This window comes from Providencia sp. Me31A, assembly GCF_050487165.1.
In the GTDB taxonomy this organism is placed as follows: domain Bacteria; phylum Pseudomonadota; class Gammaproteobacteria; order Enterobacterales; family Enterobacteriaceae; genus Providencia.
In genome coordinates, this window is sequence record NZ_JBKQGZ010000009.1 from 71893 (window position 1) to 94443 (window position 22551).

At 42.6% G+C, this 22551-nt stretch carries 21 protein-coding genes and 3 tRNA genes; 21 read left to right on the plus strand and 3 right to left on the minus strand.

The window, feature by feature from the left end; genetic code table 11:
• Positions 1-173 precede the first annotated feature (173 nt).
• Positions 174-1226: a small ribosomal subunit biogenesis GTPase RsgA gene (gene rsgA, locus ACLPIE_RS08950; protein WP_430261254.1), complete on the minus strand. Its 1053-nt coding sequence runs from the start codon at positions 1224-1226 to the stop codon at positions 174-176.
• A 110-nt stretch (positions 1227-1336) separates the two neighbouring features.
• Between rsgA and orn the strand changes: the two genes are divergently transcribed.
• The 4 genes from orn (at position 1337) to ACLPIE_RS08970 (ending at position 2653) form a co-directional block, all read left to right on the plus strand.
• On the plus strand, positions 1337-1882 hold the full coding sequence (gene orn, locus ACLPIE_RS08955) for an oligoribonuclease (RefSeq protein ID WP_430261256.1): 546 nt from the start codon (positions 1337-1339) through the stop codon (positions 1880-1882).
• 456 nt (positions 1883-2338) lie between these two features.
• Positions 2339-2414 (plus strand) — tRNA-Gly (locus ACLPIE_RS08960).
• 40 nt (positions 2415-2454) lie between these two features.
• Positions 2455-2530: transfer RNA gene (locus tag ACLPIE_RS08965), tRNA-Gly, on the plus strand.
• Between the two features lie 47 nt (positions 2531-2577).
• Positions 2578-2653 (plus strand) — tRNA-Gly (locus tag ACLPIE_RS08970).
• Between the two features lie 680 nt (positions 2654-3333).
• On the opposite strand, the gene queG is transcribed toward ACLPIE_RS08970, so the two are convergent.
• On the minus strand, positions 3334-4515 hold the full coding sequence (gene queG / locus ACLPIE_RS08975) for a tRNA epoxyqueuosine(34) reductase QueG (RefSeq protein WP_430261258.1): 1182 nt from the start codon (positions 4513-4515) through the stop codon (positions 3334-3336).
• Positions 4516-4805: 290 nt separating this feature from the next.
• Here queG and tsaE point away from each other — a divergent pair, with 290 nt between their 5' ends.
• The 16 genes from tsaE (at position 4806) to rplI (ending at position 20854) form a co-directional block, all read left to right on the plus strand.
• Positions 4806-5270 carry a tRNA (adenosine(37)-N6)-threonylcarbamoyltransferase complex ATPase subunit type 1 TsaE gene (gene tsaE, locus ACLPIE_RS08980; RefSeq protein ID WP_430261260.1) on the plus strand — a complete coding sequence of 155 codons (465 nt, stop codon included), beginning with the start codon at positions 4806-4808 and terminating at the stop codon, positions 5268-5270.
• A 14-nt stretch (positions 5271-5284) separates the two neighbouring features.
• Positions 5285-6577: an N-acetylmuramoyl-L-alanine amidase AmiB gene (amiB, locus tag ACLPIE_RS08985; protein WP_430261262.1), complete on the plus strand. Its 1293-nt coding sequence runs from the start codon at positions 5285-5287 to the stop codon at positions 6575-6577.
• A 12-nt stretch (positions 6578-6589) separates the two neighbouring features.
• Positions 6590-8548: a DNA mismatch repair endonuclease MutL gene (gene mutL / locus ACLPIE_RS08990; protein ID WP_430261264.1), complete on the plus strand. Its 1959-nt coding sequence runs from the start codon at positions 6590-6592 to the stop codon at positions 8546-8548.
• A complete protein-coding gene (gene miaA, locus ACLPIE_RS08995) occupies positions 8541-9482 on the plus strand; it encodes a tRNA (adenosine(37)-N6)-dimethylallyltransferase MiaA (protein ID WP_430261266.1) in 942 nt (313 codons plus the stop codon). The genes mutL and miaA overlap by 8 nt, the downstream gene beginning before the upstream one ends.
• Before the next feature lie 107 nt (positions 9483-9589).
• Positions 9590-9883, plus strand: coding sequence for an RNA chaperone Hfq (gene hfq, locus ACLPIE_RS09000; protein WP_430261268.1), 294 nt, complete (start codon positions 9590-9592; stop codon positions 9881-9883).
• Positions 9884-9975: 92 nt separating this feature from the next.
• Complete coding sequence (hflX, locus tag ACLPIE_RS09005; protein ID WP_430261270.1) at positions 9976-11256, plus strand: ribosome rescue GTPase HflX; 1281 nt, start codon at positions 9976-9978, stop codon at positions 11254-11256.
• 84 nt (positions 11257-11340) lie between these two features.
• Positions 11341-12540, plus strand: coding sequence for an FtsH protease activity modulator HflK (gene hflK, locus ACLPIE_RS09010; RefSeq protein ID WP_430261272.1), 1200 nt, complete (start codon positions 11341-11343; stop codon positions 12538-12540).
• A gap of 2 nt (positions 12541-12542) precedes the next feature.
• Positions 12543-13544, plus strand: a complete 1002-nt coding sequence (gene hflC, locus ACLPIE_RS09015) for a protease modulator HflC (protein ID WP_430261274.1) — start codon at positions 12543-12545, stop codon at positions 13542-13544.
• 284 nt (positions 13545-13828) lie between these two features.
• On the plus strand, positions 13829-15130 hold the full coding sequence (locus ACLPIE_RS09020) for an adenylosuccinate synthase (protein ID WP_430261276.1): 1302 nt from the start codon (positions 13829-13831) through the stop codon (positions 15128-15130).
• A 348-nt stretch (positions 15131-15478) separates the two neighbouring features.
• Positions 15479-15901, plus strand: a complete 423-nt coding sequence (gene nsrR, locus ACLPIE_RS09025) for a nitric oxide-sensing transcriptional repressor NsrR (RefSeq protein WP_430261278.1) — start codon at positions 15479-15481, stop codon at positions 15899-15901.
• Positions 15902-15943: 42 nt separating this feature from the next.
• The gene (rnr, locus tag ACLPIE_RS09030; RefSeq protein ID WP_430261280.1) at positions 15944-18427 is read left to right on the plus strand and encodes a ribonuclease R; all 2484 of its coding nucleotides are present in this window, start codon (positions 15944-15946) and stop codon (positions 18425-18427) included.
• 84 nt (positions 18428-18511) lie between these two features.
• Positions 18512-19258, plus strand: coding sequence for a 23S rRNA (guanosine(2251)-2'-O)-methyltransferase RlmB (gene rlmB / locus ACLPIE_RS09035; RefSeq protein ID WP_430261282.1), 747 nt, complete (start codon positions 18512-18514; stop codon positions 19256-19258).
• A 155-nt stretch (positions 19259-19413) separates the two neighbouring features.
• A complete protein-coding gene (gene rpsF / locus ACLPIE_RS09040; RefSeq protein WP_430261420.1) occupies positions 19414-19809 on the plus strand; it encodes a 30S ribosomal protein S6 in 396 nt (131 codons plus the stop codon).
• An 8-nt stretch (positions 19810-19817) separates the two neighbouring features.
• On the plus strand, positions 19818-20135 hold the full coding sequence (priB, locus tag ACLPIE_RS09045) for a primosomal replication protein N (protein ID WP_430261284.1): 318 nt from the start codon (positions 19818-19820) through the stop codon (positions 20133-20135).
• A 4-nt stretch (positions 20136-20139) separates the two neighbouring features.
• A complete protein-coding gene (gene rpsR, locus ACLPIE_RS09050; protein ID WP_000135199.1) occupies positions 20140-20367 on the plus strand; it encodes a 30S ribosomal protein S18 in 228 nt (75 codons plus the stop codon).
• Positions 20368-20404: 37 nt separating this feature from the next.
• Positions 20405-20854 (plus strand): 50S ribosomal protein L9, encoded by a 450-nt coding sequence (rplI, locus tag ACLPIE_RS09055; protein WP_430261286.1) that lies wholly within the window; start codon positions 20405-20407, stop codon positions 20852-20854.
• Between the two features lie 204 nt (positions 20855-21058).
• Here the strand turns inward: rplI and ACLPIE_RS09060 are convergent, their stop codons facing one another.
• Positions 21059-21649: a LysM-like peptidoglycan-binding domain-containing protein gene (locus tag ACLPIE_RS09060; protein WP_430261288.1), complete on the minus strand. Its 591-nt coding sequence runs from the start codon at positions 21647-21649 to the stop codon at positions 21059-21061.
• 218 nt (positions 21650-21867) lie between these two features.
• On the opposite strand from ACLPIE_RS09060, the gene ACLPIE_RS09065 reads away from it, so the two are divergent.
• A complete protein-coding gene (locus tag ACLPIE_RS09065) occupies positions 21868-22488 on the plus strand; it encodes a peptidylprolyl isomerase (RefSeq protein WP_430261290.1) in 621 nt (206 codons plus the stop codon).
• Positions 22489-22551 lie beyond the last annotated feature (63 nt).

A 22551-nucleotide genomic window follows, 5' to 3' on the forward strand; every position in this document is an offset into this window, starting at 1 on the left:
TGTACCTAGTTTGTTCATGAGATACCAAACCGTTATATCATTGACTGCATTTTGTTATCCCAGCCATGTATGAAGACATGTATCCAAGGCTAACTTTGCCACTTAGTTACAGTTTGAACTATTTTGAGTAAATTAGAGTCAGCGTATAGTAATGTTGTGAGCACTCACTAACTTTACTTGTCTTTTGCTGTAAAATTACCACGGGGTTTCACCTGCTCCATACTCTCTAAGATACGGTGGTAATTTTCAAAGCGAGATTCAGCAATTTTTCCGGTTTCCACCGCTTCACGCAACAAACAACCCGGATCATCTAAATGTTTACAATCGCGGAATTTACAACCGCCGAGATAATCTTTAAATTCGACAAATCCTTTCGTCACTTGTTCCGTTGTCAAATGCCACAAACCAAACTCGCGAACACCTGGGGAGTCAATCACATCGCCCCCAAGTGGGAAGTGATATAAACGGGCTGTTGTTGTGGTATGTTGCCCCAGTCCTGAGTTGTCAGAAACCTCGTTAACGAGAATGGCTTCTTCAGTATGTGGAAGCAATGTGTTGAGCAAGCTGGATTTACCAACACCGGATTGGCCGACAAATACGGAAACTTTCCCAGCCAGTGTGTTAGTGAGTGCTTCCATTCCTTCATTAGTATGACTAGAAACTTCAAGAACTTGATAGCCAATATCACTATAGATAGTCATCAAGCCGCTAATCCACTCGCGGTTTTCTTCATCCAGTAAATCCACCTTATTTAAAACAATAATAGGTTGAATACCGATGGTTTCACAGGCAACAAGATAGCGATCGATAATATTGAGTGAGAGCTCGGGTAAAATGGCAGAAACAACAACGATTTGGTCGATATTTGCGGCAATAGGCTTTAAGCCATCATAGTAATCAGGGCGAGTTAATACGGAATGACGCTCATGAACGGCCTCGACAATACCATTAACTTTAATATCTGTTTGTGTATTTAGGGCAGGGCGCCATACTACGTTATCCCCAGTGACGATAGATGAAATCGTTCTACGCAAATTACAGCGCTGTATTGTGCCATTTTGCGCCTCAATGTCCGCATGTTGGCCAAAGCGGCTAATCACCAAGCCTTCTTGGGCTTCACCTAATTGGCTATCATCAATTTCGACTGCTTTTTGTTTTTTCAGTCTTTTTTGATGATTTTCTTGAACGCGGCGTTGCTGGCCTTTCGAAAGTTTCTGTTTAGCCACCTGTCCTCTCTTCACTATTTGGCTGTCATTAGATTATCACTCATGCTTATTGTTAAGACATGAAGAGTGTTATCATACCTTAACTTCATAGAATGCAGTTAGGGTATATCATGCAAAAGAATGAGAATAATTTAATTTGGATCGATTTAGAAATGACCGGGCTTGATCCCGTTCGTGATCGCATTATTGAAATTGCGACTATTGTAACAGATAGCCACCTTAATATTTTAGCAGAAGGCCCAGTAATTGCAGTACACCAAACAGATGAACAACTCGCATTAATGGATGAATGGAATGTGAATACTCACACCAACAGTGGCTTAGTTGAACGTGTACGCAAAAGCACGATCAGTGATCGTGAAGCTGAGCTGGCTACTATTGCGTTTTTAGAGCAATGGGTTCCTCAGGGAGCATCTCCAATTTGTGGTAATAGTGTTGGGCAAGATAGGCGTTTTCTATTTAATTATATGCCTGAATTAGAACGCTATTTTCACTATCGTTACCTTGATGTTAGTACGCTAAAAGAGCTTGCTCGCCGCTGGAAACCTGAAATTTTAGCGGGTTTTACTAAGAAAAATACTCACCAAGCTCTTGATGATATTCGTGAGTCAGTCGCAGAACTGGCTTATTATCGAGAGACATTTATTAAAGATTGAATTAATGAATATGCCGCCCTTGAGGCGGTTTTTTGTGTCTAAAGATCACGTTGTATTACATATTACATTACGTTTGTCATTCACTACTCTAGCAGTAGTGCGCAATCGCTTAAAAAAACTGCTAAACGAATAAGAGTGAACATTGATGATATTTAATATTGCATTTGATGAGTGTGCTCTAAAGGAGTGGAAAAAGCGTGATTGCAGTATTTGAGAACAATGTAAAAATACGCATTATCGTTGAGTAAGTTACCAATGTTAATGTATTGAAATCAGATTTTTACAACGTTTGTTGATAAAACAATCATTATGATTATTTTGTCGACATATGAACAAAAAAATAAAAAATTTGAGCGCAAGGGCTTGCTAGTCTCTGAATTTTTCGTATAATGCGCTCCCCGTACCGATGAAGTTTTTATGATTGAATCGGTACGTAAAATACCCAAAAATGGCGATGCGGGAATAGCTCAGTTGGTAGAGCACGACCTTGCCAAGGTCGGGGTCGCGAGTTCGAGTCTCGTTTCCCGCTCCAAATTTTTTTGGTATTTTAGCTAAAGCACTATTTTCGTGATGCGGGAATAGCTCAGTTGGTAGAGCACGACCTTGCCAAGGTCGGGGTCGCGAGTTCGAGTCTCGTTTCCCGCTCCAAACTTTCTTAGTGTTTTAGTCAAAAGTCAAAGTAGTACCCACCAAATGCGGGAATAGCTCAGTTGGTAGAGCACGACCTTGCCAAGGTCGGGGTCGCGAGTTCGAGTCTCGTTTCCCGCTCCAATATTTTCTTAATATTCTATTTCTTTCTAGTAAATCAAAAATACTTAGCCATCCATTTTTGGTTAGAATGGTTTACATCTATAAATCCAATATTTGCCTGCTTTTAGCAAAGCGTGATCCTTTAATCTAGGATCGGTGCGGCTTTGACGATCTTTTTGGGATCATATTCAGATTTTTACTTGCATTCATAATCTGGTAGCCATAGAATAGCCCCCCCTTGCTAATAGGCCTATCTATCAGTTTTTTATTTAAAAGGGCATTACTTAAATTATAAGCGAAAAACTTGAATTTTATTGATTTCAGTTCCTTTTCTAATGAAACTTAGCTTTTTTAATAACTTTTTAGTCGTTACTTAACGTAAAATCATTGTTTTTACTGTTAATGCAGTATGCAAAAGTTATCCACAACCTATTATATTTTCACCTGCATTTATTGCTATTTGAAATAACTTATTACACAGAGTTATCCACAGGCTGAGATGTCACTTATTTCAATCTTATTCAATCAACATAGCTAAAATGTGGTTATCTAACTTATTGATTTTTAGTGGGTGGGGATATTTTTCGAAAATGTGGTAAGCACGGCTTGTAAATTCTTTACCTATTGTCAGCAAAGCAGTTTTTTATTTTATTCACATTAATTTGACAATTCTTTATCCTACATATATATCAGCTTTTTTTTTAAGCATCACGAGGTAAACCTTTAGTAATGGCTCGTACAAGGCGTTTTTGCTGTGAAGTATGAATAGTCACTTGGTTTTCGTTACGGCGACTAAGTTGTTGTTGTATTGCCCACTGAAAGTGCTCATCCAACATACTATTAATACCAAGCCGGTTTTGTAAAGCGAGTACAATGCTATCTTGATAGGGGGCATTACCTAACGCTACGCTAATATTACGTAGCCATTTAATATAACCAATTCGACGGATCGCAGATCCTTCCGTTATCCTCAAAAATTTTTCTTCGTTCCATGAAAACAGGTCAAGAAGCTTTGGCGTATGTAGTGCCTGCCTTGGGCTGAAATCATCTTCATCAGTGAGTTGTGAAAAGCGGTTCCACGGGCAAATGAGCTGGCAATCATCACAACCATAGATACGATTTCCCATCAAGGGTCTGAATTCTTCTGGTATAGCGCTATCGAGCTCGATAGTAAGATAAGAAATGCAGCGTCTTGCATCTACAGTGTAAGGCTCGACGATAGCGCCTGTAGGGCAAGTCGTCATGCAAGCCACGCAGCGGCCACAAGCTTCTTCTACGGGATGATCAATGGGAATAGGTAAGTTGATCAACAATTCACCAAGAAAGAACCAAGATCCCGATTCACGATTCAATACGAGCGAATGCTTCCCTGTCCAGCCTAAACCGGCTTTAACTGCTAATGGTCGCTCTAAGATCGGTGCGGAATCGACAAAAGGCCTAAAATTTAGGTCATCGACCGTCATACCATCTGCAAGTGTCATTCCTGAAAATTCACGGCAATAAGCTAAAATACGGTCGGCAAGTAACTTTAACCGTCTTTTCAATAACTTATGGTAATCTCGACCTAAGGCATAACGGCTAATATAACCTAATTCAGGGTTACTTAGTGTACTGGCGAATGCGGCTTTGGCTGGAAGATAATTCATGCGTACACTAATAACACGCAAAGTACCAGGATGCAGTTCATGGGGTCTGGCACGCATCATACCGTGGCGCGCCATCCATTCCATCTCGCCATGATATTGTTTATCTAACCATGCCTGCAATTTGGGCTCTTCTACAGACAGATCGGTATCACAGATCCCCACTTGCTGGAAACCTGCTTCAATGCCCCATTGCTTTATGTTTTGAGCGAGAAGGTTGAGATCGAGGAATGTTGCCATCAGATCCTATTCGATAAAGGTTAAAAACGGGATGCACTCTATCATGACCTGTATTTTTCATCAAAATGAATGGAAAAAAAAGCGTCAGCTATTTAGATCTATTATAAGATATTTCTGAACTCATCTTTCAACCTATGTTAATTAAGAAAAATGATCCCGCATAGGTTAAGATAAACGGTAATATCGATATTAATTGATATATCTTTTAGGTGCTGTGTGATGAGTGATAAAACAAGGTGTTTAGGAAACAATAGGCACATAGTCCATTAATAACGTAATAAAAGAACCATATGAAAGAACGTATAATACAACTTGCTAACGAAGAGCAAACTGTTGCACTGGGTCGCGCTATTGCTAAAGCTTGCCACAAAGGTGCGGTGATCCACTTATATGGTGATCTTGGCGCAGGAAAAACGACATTTAGTCGTGGGTTTCTACAAGCTCTTGGTCACCAAGGGCATGTGAAAAGTCCAACCTACACGTTAGTTGAACCCTATGAATTAGCAGATCGTCACGTTTTTCACTTTGATCTCTATCGTTTAGCTGATCCTGAAGAGCTTGAATTTATGGGAATTCGTGACTATTTTTCTGAAAATTCGATCTGTTTGGTCGAATGGCCACAACAAGGTAAAGGTTTTTTACCAGAAGCGGATCTTGAACTTCATCTAACTTATTTAGATGACGGTCGTCAGGCTCACTTTGTTGCTTTTTCTGCAAATGGGGAGTCGTTGATAAAAGCACTACCCCTACTTTAAGGAAGCTATTGCTCATGTTGAATGCACCAATAAACAGAATAACAAATAAGGTATTTTTTGCCGCTTTTACCCTGTTTATGTTATCGATGATGTGGTTGTTTTCTGTACAATCACAAGCAGCGACACTGTCTAATATTCAAGTCAATAATAGCCCATCTCAGGCTGAAGTGACTTTGAGCTTTATTGATGGTAAGCCTGATTATTCTTATTTTTCATTGCATTCTCCTGAGCGCCTTGTCGTTGATGTCAAACAACGAGGTGACATTATTGGTTTGCCTCTTAAGGTACCTGCGGGTGATTTAGTTAAATTAGTTCGGTCAAGTCAACCTGTCGATAACCAACATAAGCGTGTTGTACTTGAGTTATCTCAAGCGGCGAAAACAAAAGCAATTTTGAAGCAAGTATCTGGTCAATACCAACTCGTTCTGACTATTTCTGCGGGTAATTCAAAGAACCCTACATCATATAATCGTACGAATAACACCGTTGCGCCAGTGGTTAATAATGTGCAGGATAAGCCTTTAAAAATGAACAATTCCGCACCTAGTTCAACCAAAACGCCGATACCTGCAAAAAGTAAGGGCATACCAAAAGGCGCTAAGCAGGTAGTCATTGCCATCGATGCAGGTCATGGTGGAAAAGATCCGGGTGCGATTGGTAAAAATGGCTATAAAGAGAAAGATGTTACGCTGAGTGTGGCACGCAAACTGTATCAACGTCTTGATGCAGACCCTATGTTCAAGCCTGCAATGACACGTGATGGCGACTATTTTATTTCTGTTAGTGGTCGTTCTGATGTGGCACGTAAAAAAGGTGCCAATATGCTAGTGTCCATCCATGCAGACTCTGCACCAAATAGCAGCGCGCGCGGCGCGTCGGTTTGGGTTCTCTCTAATCGTCGTGCGAACAGTGAGTTAGGTAGTTGGTTGGAACAGCGTGAAAAACAATCTGAGCTGTTAGGTGGTGCAGGAGATGCTCTTAGTGGTGCAGACCCTTACTTAAGCCAAGCTGTTTTGGACTTACAATTTGGACACTCTCAACGAGTAGGTTATGATGTTGCAGTCAAAGTCATCGAACAGCTGCGAAAAGTGGGCAATATTCATAAAAGAAGCCCTGAGCATGCGAGTCTTGGTGTATTGCGCTCACCGGATATTCCATCAATTCTGGTCGAAACTGGGTTTATTAGTAATACAGCGGAAGAGCAATTGCTTAAATCAAATGATTACCAAGATAAAGTCGCGGAAGCTATTTATTTAGGGTTACGCCAATACTTTCTGGCAAATCCAATACAAGCAGCACCGAAATAAGAGGTTTGAGTTATGGCAATACACATTCTCTCACCTCAACTAGCAAACCAAATTGCAGCCGGTGAAGTGGTTGAAAGACCTGCGTCGGTAGTCAAAGAGTTAGTTGAGAATAGCCTTGATGCAGGGGCTACACGTATCGATATCGATATTGAACGTGGTGGAGAGAAACTGATCCGTATTCGTGATAATGGCTGTGGAATTAATAAAGATGAGCTAATCCTTGCATTAGCACGCCATGCAACCAGTAAAATTGCTACATTGGATGACCTCGAAGCCATTATGAGTATGGGCTTTCGAGGTGAGGCGTTAGCGAGTATCAGTTCAGTTTCTCGGTTAACGTTGACCTCAAAAACAGCTGAACAAACGGAAGCGTGGCAATCTTATGCGGAAGGGCGAGATATGACTGTTACGGTTAAGCCCGCCGCACATCCAAATGGAACGACAGTTGAAGTTTTAGACCTGTTTTATAATACACCGGCTCGTCGTAAGTTCATGCGTACTGAAAAAACGGAATTTGGTCATATTGATGAGGTGGTTCGTCGTATTGCATTATCTCGTCCAGATGTTGCGATTAATTTGACCCATAATGGTAAATTGGTGAAGCAATATCGTGCAGCCCATGATGAAAACCAGCAAGAGAGACGCTTAGGGGCTATTTGCGGCACGGGCTTTATACAGAGCGCATTAGCGTTGTCGTGGGAGCATAGCGATTTGGCGATTAAAGGCTGGGTCGTTTCTCCGTCAAGCACACCGGTCAGCGAGACTCAGTATTGCTATGTCAATGGTCGGATGATGCGTGATAGGTTAATTAATCATGCGATCCGCCAAGCCTATGAAGGGCATTTAGAAGAAAACCAACAACCCGCTTATGTTCTGTATTTAACGATTGACCCGAAACAAGTCGATGTGAATGTACACCCTGCAAAACATGAAGTCCGTTTTCATCAAGCTCGCTTAGTGCATGATTTTATCTATCAAGCTGTTCGTACAGTATTATTAGAAGCGGCATCAATAGATGAGCTTCCTGGTATTGAAATTGCAAATACGGAATTAGAAAATCGAACTTCTGCGGGGGAAAATTATTTTGCGTCATCGACGTTATCGGCCAAGTCACATGGGCAGGTTAATAATGAGCAATCGACTCAAGAGCTTAAACCTGCTTACAGCGCTGATCTTCGCGGAAAATCAACGTCAAGTACTGCATTATCATCAGCGAAATCAATGCAGGCAACCCCGAGTAGATTAGAGCCAAGAAACACAACGTTGGCTTATGATAAAAAAGCAGGGGACCTTTACCAAAGTCTCATGTCGATTCCTGTTGCACCTGAAGATAAAAAACCGCTTTTTCCACAGCGACAACCGATAGGTGAACCACAAATTTCTTGTCAACCTGTGACAAAAAATGCGGATGACTACCTTTTTGGTAAGGTATTGACAATTTACGCAAAAAACTTTGCATTAATTGAGTCTTCATTGGGATTAATCCTGTTATCCTTAACAGAAGCTAATTATTTATTGAAGCTAGCTCAATTGTCTCCCGAAGGTGGGGCACTAAAGCCACAGCCATTACTAATACCGTTAAAATTGTCACTTAAAAATGACGAAATAGAGGTTTTACAACGGTACAAGGAACAATTGACAATATTTGGTATCGAAGCCACGATATTTCATGGAAAAGTAACAATTCATACGGTATCGTTACCACTAAGAACACAAAATTTATCGCAGCTTTTTTCTGATTTGTTGAATTTTTTATCGACAAAAGAAAGCGTAACAAACCAAGACATCGCACAATGGCTTGCTAAGGCGGTTTCTCAGGTGAAATTAGATGAAAGCTGGAGTTTAGCGCAGGCTGTTCAGTTGCTGGCCGATGTTGAGCGGGTTTGTCCGCAGTGGGTGAAAAATCCCCCATCAACATTATTACAATTAATTAATTTACAATCAGTGGTAGCTACACTAACAAATGAGTGATTTAGTAACTCAGAAAAAACCTGATGCAATATTCCTAATGGGCCCAACGGCCTCAGGTAAAACAGCTTTAGCGATAGAACTTCGCAAGTACCTACCTGTGGAAATTATTAGTGTCGATTCGGCATTGATTTACCGTGGAATGGATATTGGTACAGCAAAACCTACGGCAGAAGAACTCAGACAAGCTCCTCATCGTTTGATTGATATTCTCGATCCATCTCTTCCGTATAGCGCAGCAGATTTTCGCCGTGACGCATTAAATGCTATGGGGGAAATTACTGCACAAGGTAAAATTCCATTATTGGTAGGTGGCACAATGCTGTATTTCAAGGCATTGCTTGAGGGGTTATCACCATTACCTTCTGCTGATCCTATCATTCGTATCGAAATTGAAAAAATTGCACAAGAGCAAGGATGGAGTGAAATTCACCGCCGTTTGGCTGAGGTTGACCCTGTAGCAGCAGCAAGGATTCACCCGAATGATCCACAAAGATTATCCCGTGCTTTAGAGGTATATCTCATTTCAGGACAAACTTTGACTGAAATGACACAAACAGCCGGAGAAGAATTACCTTATAATGTGTTTCAATTTGCTATTGCGCCACAAGATCGTAAAATTTTACATGAGCGCATAGAACAACGTTTTCATCTGATGATTGACACAGGCTTTGAAGAAGAAGTTCGTGTGCTTCATCAGCGAGATGACTTACATGTTGATCTTCCGTCGATCCGTTGTGTGGGGTACCGGCAGATGTGGTCATACTTAGATGGTGAAATAAGCCATGATGAAATGATTTATCGGGGAATTTGTGCGACACGCCAATTGGCAAAACGCCAAATTACTTGGTTAAGAAGCTGGGAGAATGTTCACAGGTTAGATAGTGAACAACCTCAGCAAGCGTTTAACACCGTTATGCAGGTTATGTGTGCATAGAACGGATGTTTGTGTACAATTAGAACGTTAAGCGCGATTTTTGAGTAGTTACTTTTTGGAATCTAAAAGATTCTCATTTAAAAACAACAAAATAAGGAAAACATAGAATGGCTAAGGGGCAATCTTTGCAAGATCCGTTCCTGAACGCATTACGTCGTGAAAGGGTTCCGGTCTCTATTTATCTCGTTAATGGCATCAAATTGCAGGGGCAAATTGAGTCTTTTGACCAATTTGTCATTTTATTAAAAAATACAGTTAGCCAGATGGTTTATAAGCATGCTATCTCGACTGTTGTCCCTGCTCGTCCTGTTTCTCACCATAGTGGTACAGCTACTAGCACAGGTAATGGTAACTTCCATTCAGGTGCTCCTGCTGCGCAAGATGGCGAAGTAACTGAGTAAGTTTGTACGCTAAAAAACAAGGAAAGCATGGGTAGGGAGACTGTACCTGTGTTTTTCCTTTGCGATTATTGTTTAGCCTAAGAGGTTACACCTTGTTTGATAGGTATGAAGGTGGTGAACTAGCTGTATTAGTCCATGTCTTTTTTTCTCAAGAAAAAGATGTTGATAATCTGGCAGAATTTGAGTCACTTGTGACATCTGCTGGGGTAAAGCCAGTACAAATAGTCACGGGCAGTCGTAAAGCACCTCATCCAAAGTTTTTTGTTGGGGAAGGGAAAGCTGAAGAGATAGCTCAAGCCGTTGAAGAAAGTGGTGCGGACGTGGTGTTGTTCAACCATACGTTAAGCCCTGCTCAGGAACGTAATCTCGAAAGGATTTGCCAATGTAAGGTGGTTGACCGTACAGGGGTAATTTTAGATATTTTTGCTCAACGTGCGCGTACGCATGAAGGTAAGCTTCAGGTTGAATTAGCTCAATTACGGCACCTATCAACTCGCTTAGTGAGAGGGTGGACGCACCTTGAGCGGCAAAAAGGCGGGATTGGCTTACGTGGTCCCGGTGAAACTCAGCTTGAAACTGACCGTCGGCTATTAAGGGATAAAATTAAACAAATTTTATCGCGGCTTAGCCGAGTAGAAAAACAGCGTGAACAAGGGCGTCAGGCGAGAAATAAAGCGGATATTCCGACAATTTCTCTCGTTGGTTATACCAACGCCGGCAAATCCAGTTTATTTAACCGGATGACGGCCGCTGATGTTTATGCTGCTGACCAGCTATTTGCAACACTTGATCCAACACTTCGTCGTATTGATGTCGATGATGTTGGTGTCGTGGTACTTGCGGATACTGTGGGTTTTATCCGTCATTTACCACATGATTTGGTTGCAGCATTTAAAGCAACCCTGCAAGAAACACGTGAAGCGACACTATTGCTGCACGTTATCGATGCAGTTGACAATCGCTTGGATGAAAATATTCATGCGGTTGAAAGCGTGTTGGAAGAAATTGAAGCGGATGAAATACCAACACTTTTAGTGATGAACAAAGTTGATATGCTGGAGGAGTTTATCCCGCGTATTGACAGAGATGAGGATAACAAGCCAGTTCGTGTTTGGGTTTCAGCACAAACGGGTGATGGTATCCCATTGCTGCTGCAAGCACTGACGGAACGCCTTTCAGGTGAAATCGCACATGTTGAATTGCGTTTACCACCAAATGAAGGTCGTTTACGTAGTCGTTTTTATCAACTTCAATCTATCGAACGTGAATGGTTGGAGGATGACGGCTCAATCGGTCTTGAGGTGCGTATGCCAATGGTGGATTGGCGGCGTTTGTGTAAACAAGAGCAGCACTTACCTGACTACGTTGTTTAATAATGTAGTTAGGCGATGGAATTGATATTAAGAGCCCTATCGCTCTTAGCCCTGAAAATCAATCATAAAGAATGGAGCTAAAACATGGCGTGGAATCAGCCCGGTAATGACGGACAAGACCGCGATCCGTGGGGAAGCGGCAATAAAGGCGGCAACTCTGGCGGGAACAAAGGTGGTCGAAAACGTGGGGCTTATGATCTCGACGATCTCTTTCGTAAACTAGGCAGTAAGCTTGGTGGAAACAAAGGCGGCGGTGACGGTGATAACAAGCAACCATCACAAATTAGCGGCCGTTTAGGCATGTTAGCTCTGGCAGCTATTGTTGTCGTGTGGGCAGGCTCAGGCTTTTACACCATTAAAGAAAGTGACCGTGGCGTAGTTTTACGTTTTGGTGAATACAGTGGTATTGTAGGGCCGGGTCTGAACTGGAAACCAACTTTTATTGATAAAGTTATTCCAGTTAACGTAGAAACGGTTCGTGAACAAGCTACCAATGGCATGATGTTAACGTCAGATGAAAACGTGATTCGCGTTGAAATGAACGTTCAGTATCGTGTTACTGACCCTGCACAATATTTATTTAGCGTCACTAACCCAGACAACAGTCTGCGTCAGGCGTTGGATAGTGCAGTGCGTGGTGTGATTGGTCAATCAGCCATGGAGCAAGTATTGACTACGAATCGTGCTTTTATCCGTGATGTCACACAAAAAGAGCTCGAAGCAACGATTGCACCATATAAAATGGGTATCACATTACTTGACGTCAACTTCCAAGCAGCGCGTCCGCCTGAAGATGTTAAAGCCGCATTCGATGACGTAATCGCCGCAAGGGAAGAAGAGCAAAAAACTATTCGAGAAGCACATGCTTATCGAAATGAAGTTCTGCCACTGGCGAAAGGTAACGCACAACGACTGATTGAAGAAGCCGAAGCTTACAAAGCGAGTGTGGTCTTTAAAGCAGAGGGTGAGGTCGCAAGCTTTGCGAAAATGTTACCTGAGTATCGTGCAGCACCTGAAATTACTCGTGAACGTCTCTATATTGATACGATGGAGCGCGTTTTGAGCAATACTCGTAAAGTTATCGCTAACGATAAGAGCAACAGTATGTTAGTGCTGCCGCTTGATCAGATTATGCGTAACAACGGTGAAGGTGCACAGGCACCGAAAGTGAGCCCGTCAGCAAGAATGGCGACACCAAATAATAATTCGTCATCTTATGGCGCAACACCAGCACAGCCAAACAATACTGTTCGTGGTGATGCAGTTAGAGTAGGGAGACAATAATCATGCGTAAATCGCTAATTGTTATCGTTGTTGCCATTTTGGCAATTGCATACGCATCTATCTTTATTGTTCCTCAAACTGACCGCGGTATTGTCTTGCGTTTTGGTAAGGTTCTGCGTGATTCTGAAAACAAACCGATCATTTATGAGCCGGGTCTGCATTTCAAAGTTCCATTTATTGAAACTGTGAAAATGTTGGATGCACGTATTCAGACTTTGGAAATTCAAGCTGACCGTTATCTGACAAGTGAAAACAAAGACTTAATGGTGGACTCCTACCTGAAATGGCGCGTTACTGATTTCAGTCGTTACTATGTAGCGACCGGCGGTGGTAATCCATTCCAAGCGGAAACCCTGTTAAAACGTAAATTTAGTGACCGTTTACGTTCGGAGTTTGGTCGCTTAAGCGTGAAAGATATCATTACTGACTCACGTGGTCGTTTGACTATTGATGTTCGCGATGCGTTGAACAAAGGTACAGCAACTGACGATGCAACCAAAGAAGCGGATGCAGCGATTGCGGATGCCGCAAAACGTGTTGAAGAGGAAACTAACCTGAAGCCACTGGTTGTGAATGCAAACAGTATGGCGGCATTAGGTATTGAAGTCGTTGACGTACGTATTAAGCGTATTGAACTGCCAAATGAAGTTTCTGAGGCTATTTATGCGCGTATGCGTGCAGAGCGTGAAGCCGTTGCGCGTCAGCACCGTTCACAAGGTCAAGAAGAAGCAACGAAAATCCGTGCTGTTGCAGATAAAACAGTTACGGAAACTCTGGCTGAAGCAGAGCGTACAGCTCTAACTTACCGAGGTGAAGGTGATGCAATGGCAACGAAACTGTTTGCCGATGCATTTAACCAAGACCCAGAGTTCTATGCCTTTATTCGTAGCTTGCGTGCATATGAGCAAAGCTTCAAGAGTGGTGATGACGTGATGGTCCTTAGCCCAGACACTGACTTCTTCCGCTTTATGAAAGCACCAACTAAGCTTCGTGCAACGGATTGATTAGTTAATAAACTAAGTTGCGTGCAACCTAGTAAAATAACTGCTAATCTATTAAAGAAAAGCCCGCTTCGGTGGGCTTTTTTTCGCCTGTCGTTTTAAGTGTAGGATTTTTCAGGGAAAATTTTAGCTGCTCAACTGATTGCATTCATTTTGAGCTTACGGCAGAAATAAAAATACCATTTTACTTGCTTTCCAGAAAAAAAATTTTGTAATACCAAAATATCACTGGAAGAGTTCATTTTTGATGGTAGAATTCATTTTTAAGCAACCGAGTGTATTTCAAAATGGGTAAGAACGTTGTCGTACTGGGCACCCAATGGGGTGACGAAGGGAAGGGCAAGATCGTTGACTTGCTGACAGAGCGTGCTAAATACGTAGTTCGCTATCAGGGCGGCCATAATGCTGGCCATACTCTTGTTGTAAACGGTGAAAAAACCGTTCTCCACTTAATTCCATCCGGTATTCTTCGTGAAAATGTCGTCAGCATCATTGCTAATGGTGTCGTTTTAGCGCCAGACGCATTAATGAAAGAGATGAAAGAATTGGAAGACCGTGGTGTTCCTGTTCGGGAACGTTTACGTCTTTCTGAAGCCTGCCCACTGATCCTGCCTTATCACATTGCGTTAGATAATGCGCGTGAGAAAGCACGTGGTTCCAAAGCGATTGGGACAACGGGTCGTGGTATTGGTCCTGCTTATGAAGATAAAGTTGCACGTCGTGGTTTGCGCGTTGGCGATCTGTTTGATAAAGCTACGTTTGCCGAAAAATTAAAAGAAATCGTTGAATATCACAACTTCCAACTTGTTCATTATTATAAAGAACCTGCGGTTGATTACCAAAAAACGCTAGATGATATTATGGCTGTTGCTGATATCCTGACCGGCATGGTAATTGATGTTTCTGATCTGCTATATAAAGCAAATCAGAAGAATGAATTAGTTATGTTTGAAGGTGCGCAGGGTACGTTGTTAGATATTGATCACGGTACTTATCCGTATGTGACCTCTTCAAATACGACAGCGGGTGGTGTTGCAACGGGTTCTGGTTTAGGTCCTCGTTATGTTAACTATGTATTGGGTATCATTAAAGCTTACTCAACACGTGTTGGCGCAGGCCCATTCCCAACAGAACTTTTTGATGAAACCGGTGAATTCCTGCGTGAGAAAGGCCAAGAATTTGGTGCGACGACAGGTCGTAAACGTCGTACTGGTTGGTTAGACATCGTCGCAATTAATCGTGCCGTACAGATTAACTCACTGTCAGGTTTTTGCATGACTAAACTGGATGTTTTAGACGGTTTAGAAGAGGTTAAAATCTGTGTTGGTTATCGCCGTCCAGATGGTAAAGTGTTAGAAACTACACCATTAGCTGCCGATGAGTGGGAAGGCTTAGAACCAGTTTATGAATCAATGCCAGGTTGGAAAGAAACTACTTTTGGTGTGAAACAAAGAGATTTACTGCCACAAGCAGCTCTGAATTACATCAAGCGGGTTGAAGAATTAACGGGTATCCCTGTTGATATTATCTCAACCGGTCCAGACCGTTCAGAAACCATGATCTTACGTGACCCATTTGACGTTGCATGATGATAATTCACAGCGCCTAATATAGGCGCTGTCTTTCTTTATCTTGTCTATGTTCCTGCCTTGCAATACATCTTCTTTGATAAAACATTCCAAATTTTAAATAATATCCGCATAATAATTGATAAAAGTGGATTTTCTGTGTGTATTTTGTGCAATTAAGTGCATATTTGACTTGAGTAATACGCTAAACTGTAGTCAAGAACATATAATTTATTTGCATGCTATATTTTGTACATAAGATACCGGTTTCTATCTTCAAAATAGGAAACATGCATTTTAAAATGAGTCATATTTTTTCGGTCTATCGTTTTGTGGCCCAAAGCGTTAAGCCAAAATTTTGAGGTGATTGTGCAACTAACGAGTTTTACAGACTATGGACTACGAGCGCTAATTTATCTGGCTTCTCTGGGGAAGGGGAAGATGACCAGTATTACTGAGGTCACAGAAGTTTATGGTGTATCTCGTAACCATATGGTTAAAATTATTAACCAACTCAGTCACCTTGGTTATATTAAAGCCACCCGTGGCAAAAATGGCGGGATTACCCTTGGCCAGCCAGCAGAATCTATTCGTATAGGGGATGTTGTTAGAGCTCTAGAACCCCTAACCCTTGTTAATTGTAGTGGCGAGTTTTGTCACATTACTCCTGCATGTCGTTTGAAAGGTGTGCTACACCAAGCAATACAGCAGTTTTTACAAGAACTTGATCAATATACGCTGGCGGACATGGTGAAAGATAACAGCCCGCTCTATCAATTACTGCTTGATTAGCATTTGCAGTAATTATGAATTCTGATGACAACGGAGGTAACGATGTCACAAGATCCTTTTCAGGAAAGAGAAGCAGAAAAATACGAGTCCCCAATTCCAAGTCGAGAGTATATTCTTGATCTTATCTCGAAGCGTACAGCACCAGCCAATCGTGAAGAAATCGCACAATTATTGAACCTATCTAGTGAAGATGAATTAGAAGCTTTGCGCCGTCGATTAAGAGCGATGGAGCGTGATGGCCAATTAGTTTTTACTCGCCGCCAATGTTACGCATTGCCTGAGCGCTTAGATTTATTAAAGGGTAAAGTCATCGGCCATCGTGATGGCTATGGTTTCTTACGCGTTGAAGGTAAAAAAGAAGATTACTATTTATCTCAAGACGAAATGAAGCGTGCAATGCATGGCGATGTTATTTTAGCGCAACCCTATGGACAAGACCGTAAAGGGCGTACAGAGGTTCGCGTTGTGCGCGTGTTAGAGCCAAGAAACAATCAAATTGTTGGCCGTTATTTCCTCGAGTCGGGTATGGGTTTTGTTGTACCTGATGACAGTCGCTTGAGTTTTGATATTTTGATCCCAAAAGACCGCACTTGCGGTGCTCGTATGGGGAATGTGGTGGTCGTGGAATTAGTGACTCGTCCACAACGTCGTTCTCAAGCGGTGGGTAATATTATTGAGGTATTAGGTGAAACAATGGGAACAGGCATGGCGGTCGAAATTGCTTTGCGTACCCATGAAATCCCTCATTCATGGCCACCACAAGTTGAAAAACAAGTGGCTGACCTAAGTGAACATGTCCCTGAGTCTGCGAAAAAAGGGCGCGTGGATTTACGCGACTTACCGTTAGTCACTATTGACGGTGAAGATGCTCGAGATTTCGATGATGCGGTACACTGTGCTCCCAAGAAAGGGGGAGGTTGGCGTTTATGGGTGGCAATTGCCGATGTGAGCTACTATGTTCGCCCACAAACAGCGCTGGATACAGAAGCACGTAGCCGTGGTAACTCCGTGTATTTCCCATCACAAGTGGTCCCCATGTTACCAGAGGTACTATCAAACGGCCTGTGTTCACTAAACCCAGATGTTGATCGCCTGTGTATGGTATGCGAAATGACGGTATCTGCATCAGGAAAACTGTCTTCCTACAAATTCTATGAAGCGGTTATGAGCTCTCACGCAAGATTAACTTATACAAAAGTATGGAAAATCTTGGAAGGGGATGAAGAGCTGCGTGAACACTATAAAGCATTAGTGCCACATATTGAGCACTTGCATCAATTATACAAAGCACTTGATGCCGCACGTATTGAGCGTGGCGCGATTTCTTTTGAATCTGAAGAAGCAAAATTTATTTTTAATGCGGAGCGCCGTATTGAAAGTATCGAACCCGTTGAGCGCAATGATGCACATAAATTGATTGAAGAATGCATGATTTTAGCTAACATTGCGGCGGCTCGGTTTGTTGAGAAAAATGAAGAGCCTGCGTTATACCGTGTGCATGATCGTCCTAAAGAAGAAAGTGTGATGAATTTACGCTCTGTTTTCAGCGAATTAGGATTGACTCTGCCTGGGGGAATGAAACCTGAACCGAAAGATTATGCGCAAGTCATGAATGAAGTGGCTGAACGCCCTGAACATGAATTACTGCAAACCATGATTTTACGTTCAATGAAACAAGCGATTTATGATCCTGAAAATCGTGGCCACTTTGGGCTAGCCTTGAAGTCATACGCGCACTTTACATCGCCAATTCGTCGTTATCCTGACCTGACGTTACACCGTGGGATTAAATATTTGTTGGCTAAGGAACATGGCCATTCAGATAAGCGCTGGACAGAAACCGGAGGATGGCACTCGGATATGGACAGTATGCTACAACTTGGTGAGCACTGTTCAATGACGGAGCGCCGCGCTGATGAAGCGACTCGTGATGTGGCTGATTGGTTGAAGTGTGACTTCATGCAAGACCAAGTCGGTCAAACATTTACCGGTTTAATCACAAGTGTGACTGGTTTTGGTTTCTTTGTACGCCTTAATGACCTGTTCATTGATGGCTTAGTCCATATTTCAACCTTGGATAACGATTATTACCGTTATGATGCTGTTGGTCAGCGCTTAATTGGCGAGTCATCAGGTACCACGTATCGCCTTGGTGACGAAGTGGAAATTCGCGTTGAAGCGGTTCATATGGATGAACGCACTATCGATTTTGCGTTGATTTCGACAACGCGTAAAGCGAAAAACCCGGGGAAAACGGCTCGGGATAAAATGAAAAAAGACGTTAAAAATGCGACTCGCTCTGCTCGTAATAAAAAAAGCGATGCGAGTAAGGATAAAAACTTCGAACCTGATTCAGCATTTCGTCGTTCCGAGAAAAAAGGTAAAAAAGGCGATGCTAAACCAGACACTAAATCAGAGACTAAAGGTAAAGGAAAAAGCAAAAAGCCTTCCGATAAAACCAAGAAAATTACCGCTAAGCTGAAAGCTAAACGCGTTGCTAAGAAATCCCAAAAGCAAGAGGGATAATCATTTTAGCGACAATACTTTGTTTATTAACGAAAGTGGCGTAAACGCGCCACTTTACTATTTCTATCAATACATAAGAAATTTATGAGCGAAATGATTTATGGCATTCACGCTGTGAAAGCCCTACTTGAGCGTTCACCACAACGCATTAAAGAAGTCTATATATTAAAAGGCCGTGAAGACCGTCGATTAATGCCACTGGTGCATGAAATTGAAGCGCTAGGTGTCGTGGTACAGGTCGCTAATCGTCAATGGATGGATAGCCAAACTGAAGGGGCGGTTCACCAAGGGATTATTGCGAAAGTTTTACCGGGCAAACAGTACCAAGAAGGTGATTTGCCTGATTTACTGGAAACTACACCATCACCTTTTTTATTAGTGCTTGATGGCGTGACAGACCCTCATAATTTAGGGGCCTGTTTACGTAGCGCTGATGCTGCGGGCGTTCATGCGGTCATTGTGCCGAAAGATAAATCTGCCCAATTGAATGCGACTGCAAAAAAAGTTGCCTGTGGCGCCGCAGAGAATGTTCCACTTATTCGAGTAACGAATTTGGCTAGAACATTACGTTTGTTGCAAGAATATAATGTGTGGATTGTTGGAACGGCAGGTGAAGCGGATCACAACTTGTATCAAAGCAAGTTAACAGGGCCAATTGCCTTAGTGATGGGCGCAGAAGGTGAAGGAATGCGCCGCTTAACACGCGAACATTGCGATGAGCTGATTAGTATCCCAATGGCAGGCTCTGTTTCCTCACTCAATGTATCTGTGGCGACGGGCGTCTGTTTATTTGAAGCCGTTCGCCAGCGCTTAGTCACAACAGAAAAATAATATTTGTGGCGAAACTGCATCCATCTCTTGAGTTTTATCTCAGGGATGGGTATAGTTACGCGTCAATTTTTTAGCCGCACTCAATAAGTTCCTTGCCTCCGCGGGCCGCGGTTAACCCAGACAGGAGGCTAATAATCCGTAAGGAGCAACTACTAATGCGTCATTACGAAATCGTTTTTATGGTCCATCCTGACCAAAGCGAACAGGTTCCGGGCATGATCGAGCGTTACAGTGCAGTTATCACTAACGCACAAGGTCAGATTCACCGTCTGGAAGACTGGGGCCGCCGTCAACTGGCTTACCCAATCAACAAACTGCATAAAGCACACTATGTTCTTCTGAACGTAGAAGCGCCGCAGGAAGCGATTGATGAGCTGGAAACTAACTTCCGCTTCAACGATGCCGTTATCCGCAGCATGGTTATGCGCTTAAAACACGCAGTAACAGAAGCTTCTCCAATGGTTAAAGCTAAAGACGAACGTCGTGGCCGTGACCTTTCTGATGAATATCAGGATGAAGAAGCAGAAGAAACTGGGGATTCTGAAGAGTAATTGCGCAGGTGACCACTAATCGTTTGGTGCTCACAGGCACAGTCTGTAAAGCATTGATTCGAAAAGTGAGTCCGTCAGGCATTCCTCACTGCCAGTTTGTTTTAGAACATCGTTCACAACAGCTGGAAGCCGGACTGTCAAGGCAAGCATGGTGCAGAATGCCCATTATAGCCAGCGGGCAAACCTTACAAGCTCATACTCACAGTATAACGGTCGGCAGTTGGATTAAAGTAAGCGGTTTCATTAGTACCCATCAGGGTCGCAATGGAATTAGCAAGATTGTCCTCCATGCCGAGCAGATTGATTTGATAGATTCTGGAGACTAGCCATATGGCACGTTATTTCCGTCGTCGCAAGTTCTGCCGTTTCACAGCGGAAGGCGTTCAAGAGATCGACTATAAAGATATCGCAACGCTGAAAAACTATATCACTGAAAGTGGTAAAATTGTACCAAGCCGTATCACTGGTACTCGTGCAAAATATCAGCGCCAGCTCGCTCGTGCTATCAAGCGCGCTCGCTACCTGTCTCTGTTACCATATACTGATCGTCATCAGTAATTGGTACAGTCCATTAACGACTTAAGAGGATAAGGTAATGCAAGTTATTCTGCTTGATAAAGTAGCTAACCTAGGTAGCCTGGGTGATCAGGTTAACGTTAAATCGGGCTATGCTCGTAATTTCTTAGTACCACAGGGCAAAGCTGTTCCTGCAACTAAGAAAAACGTCGAATTCTTCGAAGCTCGCCGCGCTGAACTGGAAGCTAAATTAGCTGAAGTTCTGGCAGCAGCACAGGCTCGTGCAGCAGCTGTTACTGCTCTGGGTTCTGTTACTCTGGCTTCTAAAGCTGGTGACGAAGGTAAACTGTTTGGTTCAATCGGTACTCGTGACATCGCTGACGCAATCACTGCGGCTGGCGTTAAAATTGCGAAAAGCGAAGTTCGCCTACCAAATGGCGTTCTGCGTACTACTGGTGACCATGAAGTTCACTTCCAGTTACACAGCGATGTTTTCGCAGAGCTGAACGTTATCATCGTTGCTGAGTAATCAATAATGATGGTATGCACCGCTGATTAATCCGTGGTGCAATGAAAAACACCGGCTAAGTCCGGTGTTTTTTGCTTTTTGGAGCCCCCATTATTGCCTGATTGCCGTTGATTAAAGATTCTTTTGTTGATCAATGTATCGCATACTAAGTTTAATTGTTAGATAGCGCTGTCAGGCAAGGGGTTATCTATCATGACATTAGTTCTATGGCGTTCGGTAATAACTCCCGTCACTCAAGCGTGCAAAACTATAGCTTTTTCCATCAGAGGCTGTTGTTTCTAATAGCTGAACCTCCCCTTTAGTATTGGCTTTCAAACGAATTTTCTGGCCTTGATGTAAATTACTTAACGGTTTCTCTATACCTTCAACTTTGGCCATAATAAAAGCGTCATTAGCTTGCAGGTTATTATCACGGAACAGCTGAGCAAGGGTTTTACCTTTTTGCACTCGGTAATTTTGCCACTCATTGGCGGAAGGGCGTGTTGTTTTAGGCTCTTCTGCTTTTGGTGTCGTCGTTGGCTCGGTTGGTGAAGGCTCAATAGGCTCTGGAATAATTTCAGGCTCAGAAGGTAAAAGAGGCGTGGTTCCTTCAACCGAATTTTCAGGCTCCAGTATAGGCAAATTGGTGATTGGCTCAGGAGGTACTTCAGGTGATGTAGGTGGTGGTATGATAATAGGCTGGTTTTGAGCGATTTTGTCAGAGGAGTTATCGCTCGCAGGCCAAAAAAATGCCACTACTACGATCAGGGCTACAATGGCAATAGCATAGCGATGAAATTTTGAAAGTTTAAACATCACTCCTCCTTGATGAGGTAATGAGTAATAGGCCGTATCTATACGCATACTAGCATTCTTTTATTGTATTTTAAGTGCTAGGTTCTATTTTTCAGAGAACGCTGAATAAATTTAACGGTGATCAAGCTGTTTTCTTATTTATATCCACCGTTTAGGTTTACCCATAGCGGTGAGGCTGCTATTCTTGGTTTTTTCTCAAAAACCATATGGGTATTTTCATGGCAAACCAAGATTTCGATTCAGTAGAAGCTCAAGCGAGTTATGGTATTGGTCTACAAGTTGGTCAGCAATTATTAGAATCAGGGCTAGAAGGTTTAGTACCGAATGCTATTTTAGCTGGTCTTGTTGATGCTCTAGAAGGCAATATGCCATCTGTGCCTGTTGAGACTCTGCATAAGGCGCTACGTGAAATTCATGAGCGTGCAGATGCCGTTCGTGTTGAACGTCAGGCGGCATTGGTGGAAGAAGGTCAAAAATTCCTTGATGAAAACCAAAAACGTGAAGGGGTTTCGACCACTGAATCTGGTTTGCAATTCTCTGTTATCAATCAAGGCGATGGCGCTATTCCAGCACGTACCGACCGTGTTCGTGTTCACTACACTGGCCGTTTAATTGACGGTTCAGTATTTGATAGCTCAGTTCAACGCGGGCAACCTGCTGAATTCCCAGTAAGTGGTGTAATTCCTGGTTGGATTGAAGCATTAACTCTGATGCCTGTAGGTTCTAAATGGGAGCTGTATATCCCTCACCAATTAGCATATGGTGAGCGTGGGGCAGGTGCATCTATCCCGCCATTTAGTACATTAGTCTTTGAAGTTGAATTACTTGAAATTTTATAGTTTCATTTAATAAAATTTATATTTGAATTAATGCCTTGTCGCTTTTTGAACGATAAGGCATTT

Bases quoted from the DNA above. Each gene is read 5' to 3' on its own strand.
- orn (WP_430261256.1), top strand. From the start codon at position 1,337: ATGCAAAAGAATGAGAATAATTTAATTTGGATCGATTTAGAAATGACC.
- queG (WP_430261258.1), bottom strand. From the start codon at position 4,515: ATGGCAACATTCCTCGATCTCAACCTTCTCGCTCAAAACATAAAGCAA.
- tsaE (WP_430261260.1), top strand. From the start codon at position 4,806: ATGAAAGAACGTATAATACAACTTGCTAACGAAGAGCAAACTGTTGCA.
- amiB (WP_430261262.1), top strand. From the start codon at position 5,285: ATGTTGAATGCACCAATAAACAGAATAACAAATAAGGTATTTTTTGCC.
- mutL (WP_430261264.1), top strand. From the start codon at position 6,590: ATGGCAATACACATTCTCTCACCTCAACTAGCAAACCAAATTGCAGCC.
- miaA (WP_430261266.1), top strand. From the start codon at position 8,541: ATGAGTGATTTAGTAACTCAGAAAAAACCTGATGCAATATTCCTAATG.
- hfq (WP_430261268.1), top strand. From the start codon at position 9,590: ATGGCTAAGGGGCAATCTTTGCAAGATCCGTTCCTGAACGCATTACGT.
- hflK (WP_430261272.1), top strand. From the start codon at position 11,341: ATGGCGTGGAATCAGCCCGGTAATGACGGACAAGACCGCGATCCGTGG.
- hflC (WP_430261274.1), top strand. From the start codon at position 12,543: ATGCGTAAATCGCTAATTGTTATCGTTGTTGCCATTTTGGCAATTGCA.
- ACLPIE_RS09020 (WP_430261276.1), top strand. From the start codon at position 13,829: ATGGGTAAGAACGTTGTCGTACTGGGCACCCAATGGGGTGACGAAGGG.
- rnr (WP_430261280.1), top strand. From the start codon at position 15,944: ATGTCACAAGATCCTTTTCAGGAAAGAGAAGCAGAAAAATACGAGTCC.
- rlmB (WP_430261282.1), top strand. From the start codon at position 18,512: ATGAGCGAAATGATTTATGGCATTCACGCTGTGAAAGCCCTACTTGAG.
- rpsF (WP_430261420.1), top strand. From the start codon at position 19,414: ATGCGTCATTACGAAATCGTTTTTATGGTCCATCCTGACCAAAGCGAA.
- rpsR (WP_000135199.1), top strand. From the start codon at position 20,140: ATGGCACGTTATTTCCGTCGTCGCAAGTTCTGCCGTTTCACAGCGGAA.
- rplI (WP_430261286.1), top strand. From the start codon at position 20,405: ATGCAAGTTATTCTGCTTGATAAAGTAGCTAACCTAGGTAGCCTGGGT.
- ACLPIE_RS09060 (WP_430261288.1), bottom strand. From the start codon at position 21,649: ATGTTTAAACTTTCAAAATTTCATCGCTATGCTATTGCCATTGTAGCC.
- ACLPIE_RS09065 (WP_430261290.1), top strand. From the start codon at position 21,868: ATGGCAAACCAAGATTTCGATTCAGTAGAAGCTCAAGCGAGTTATGGT.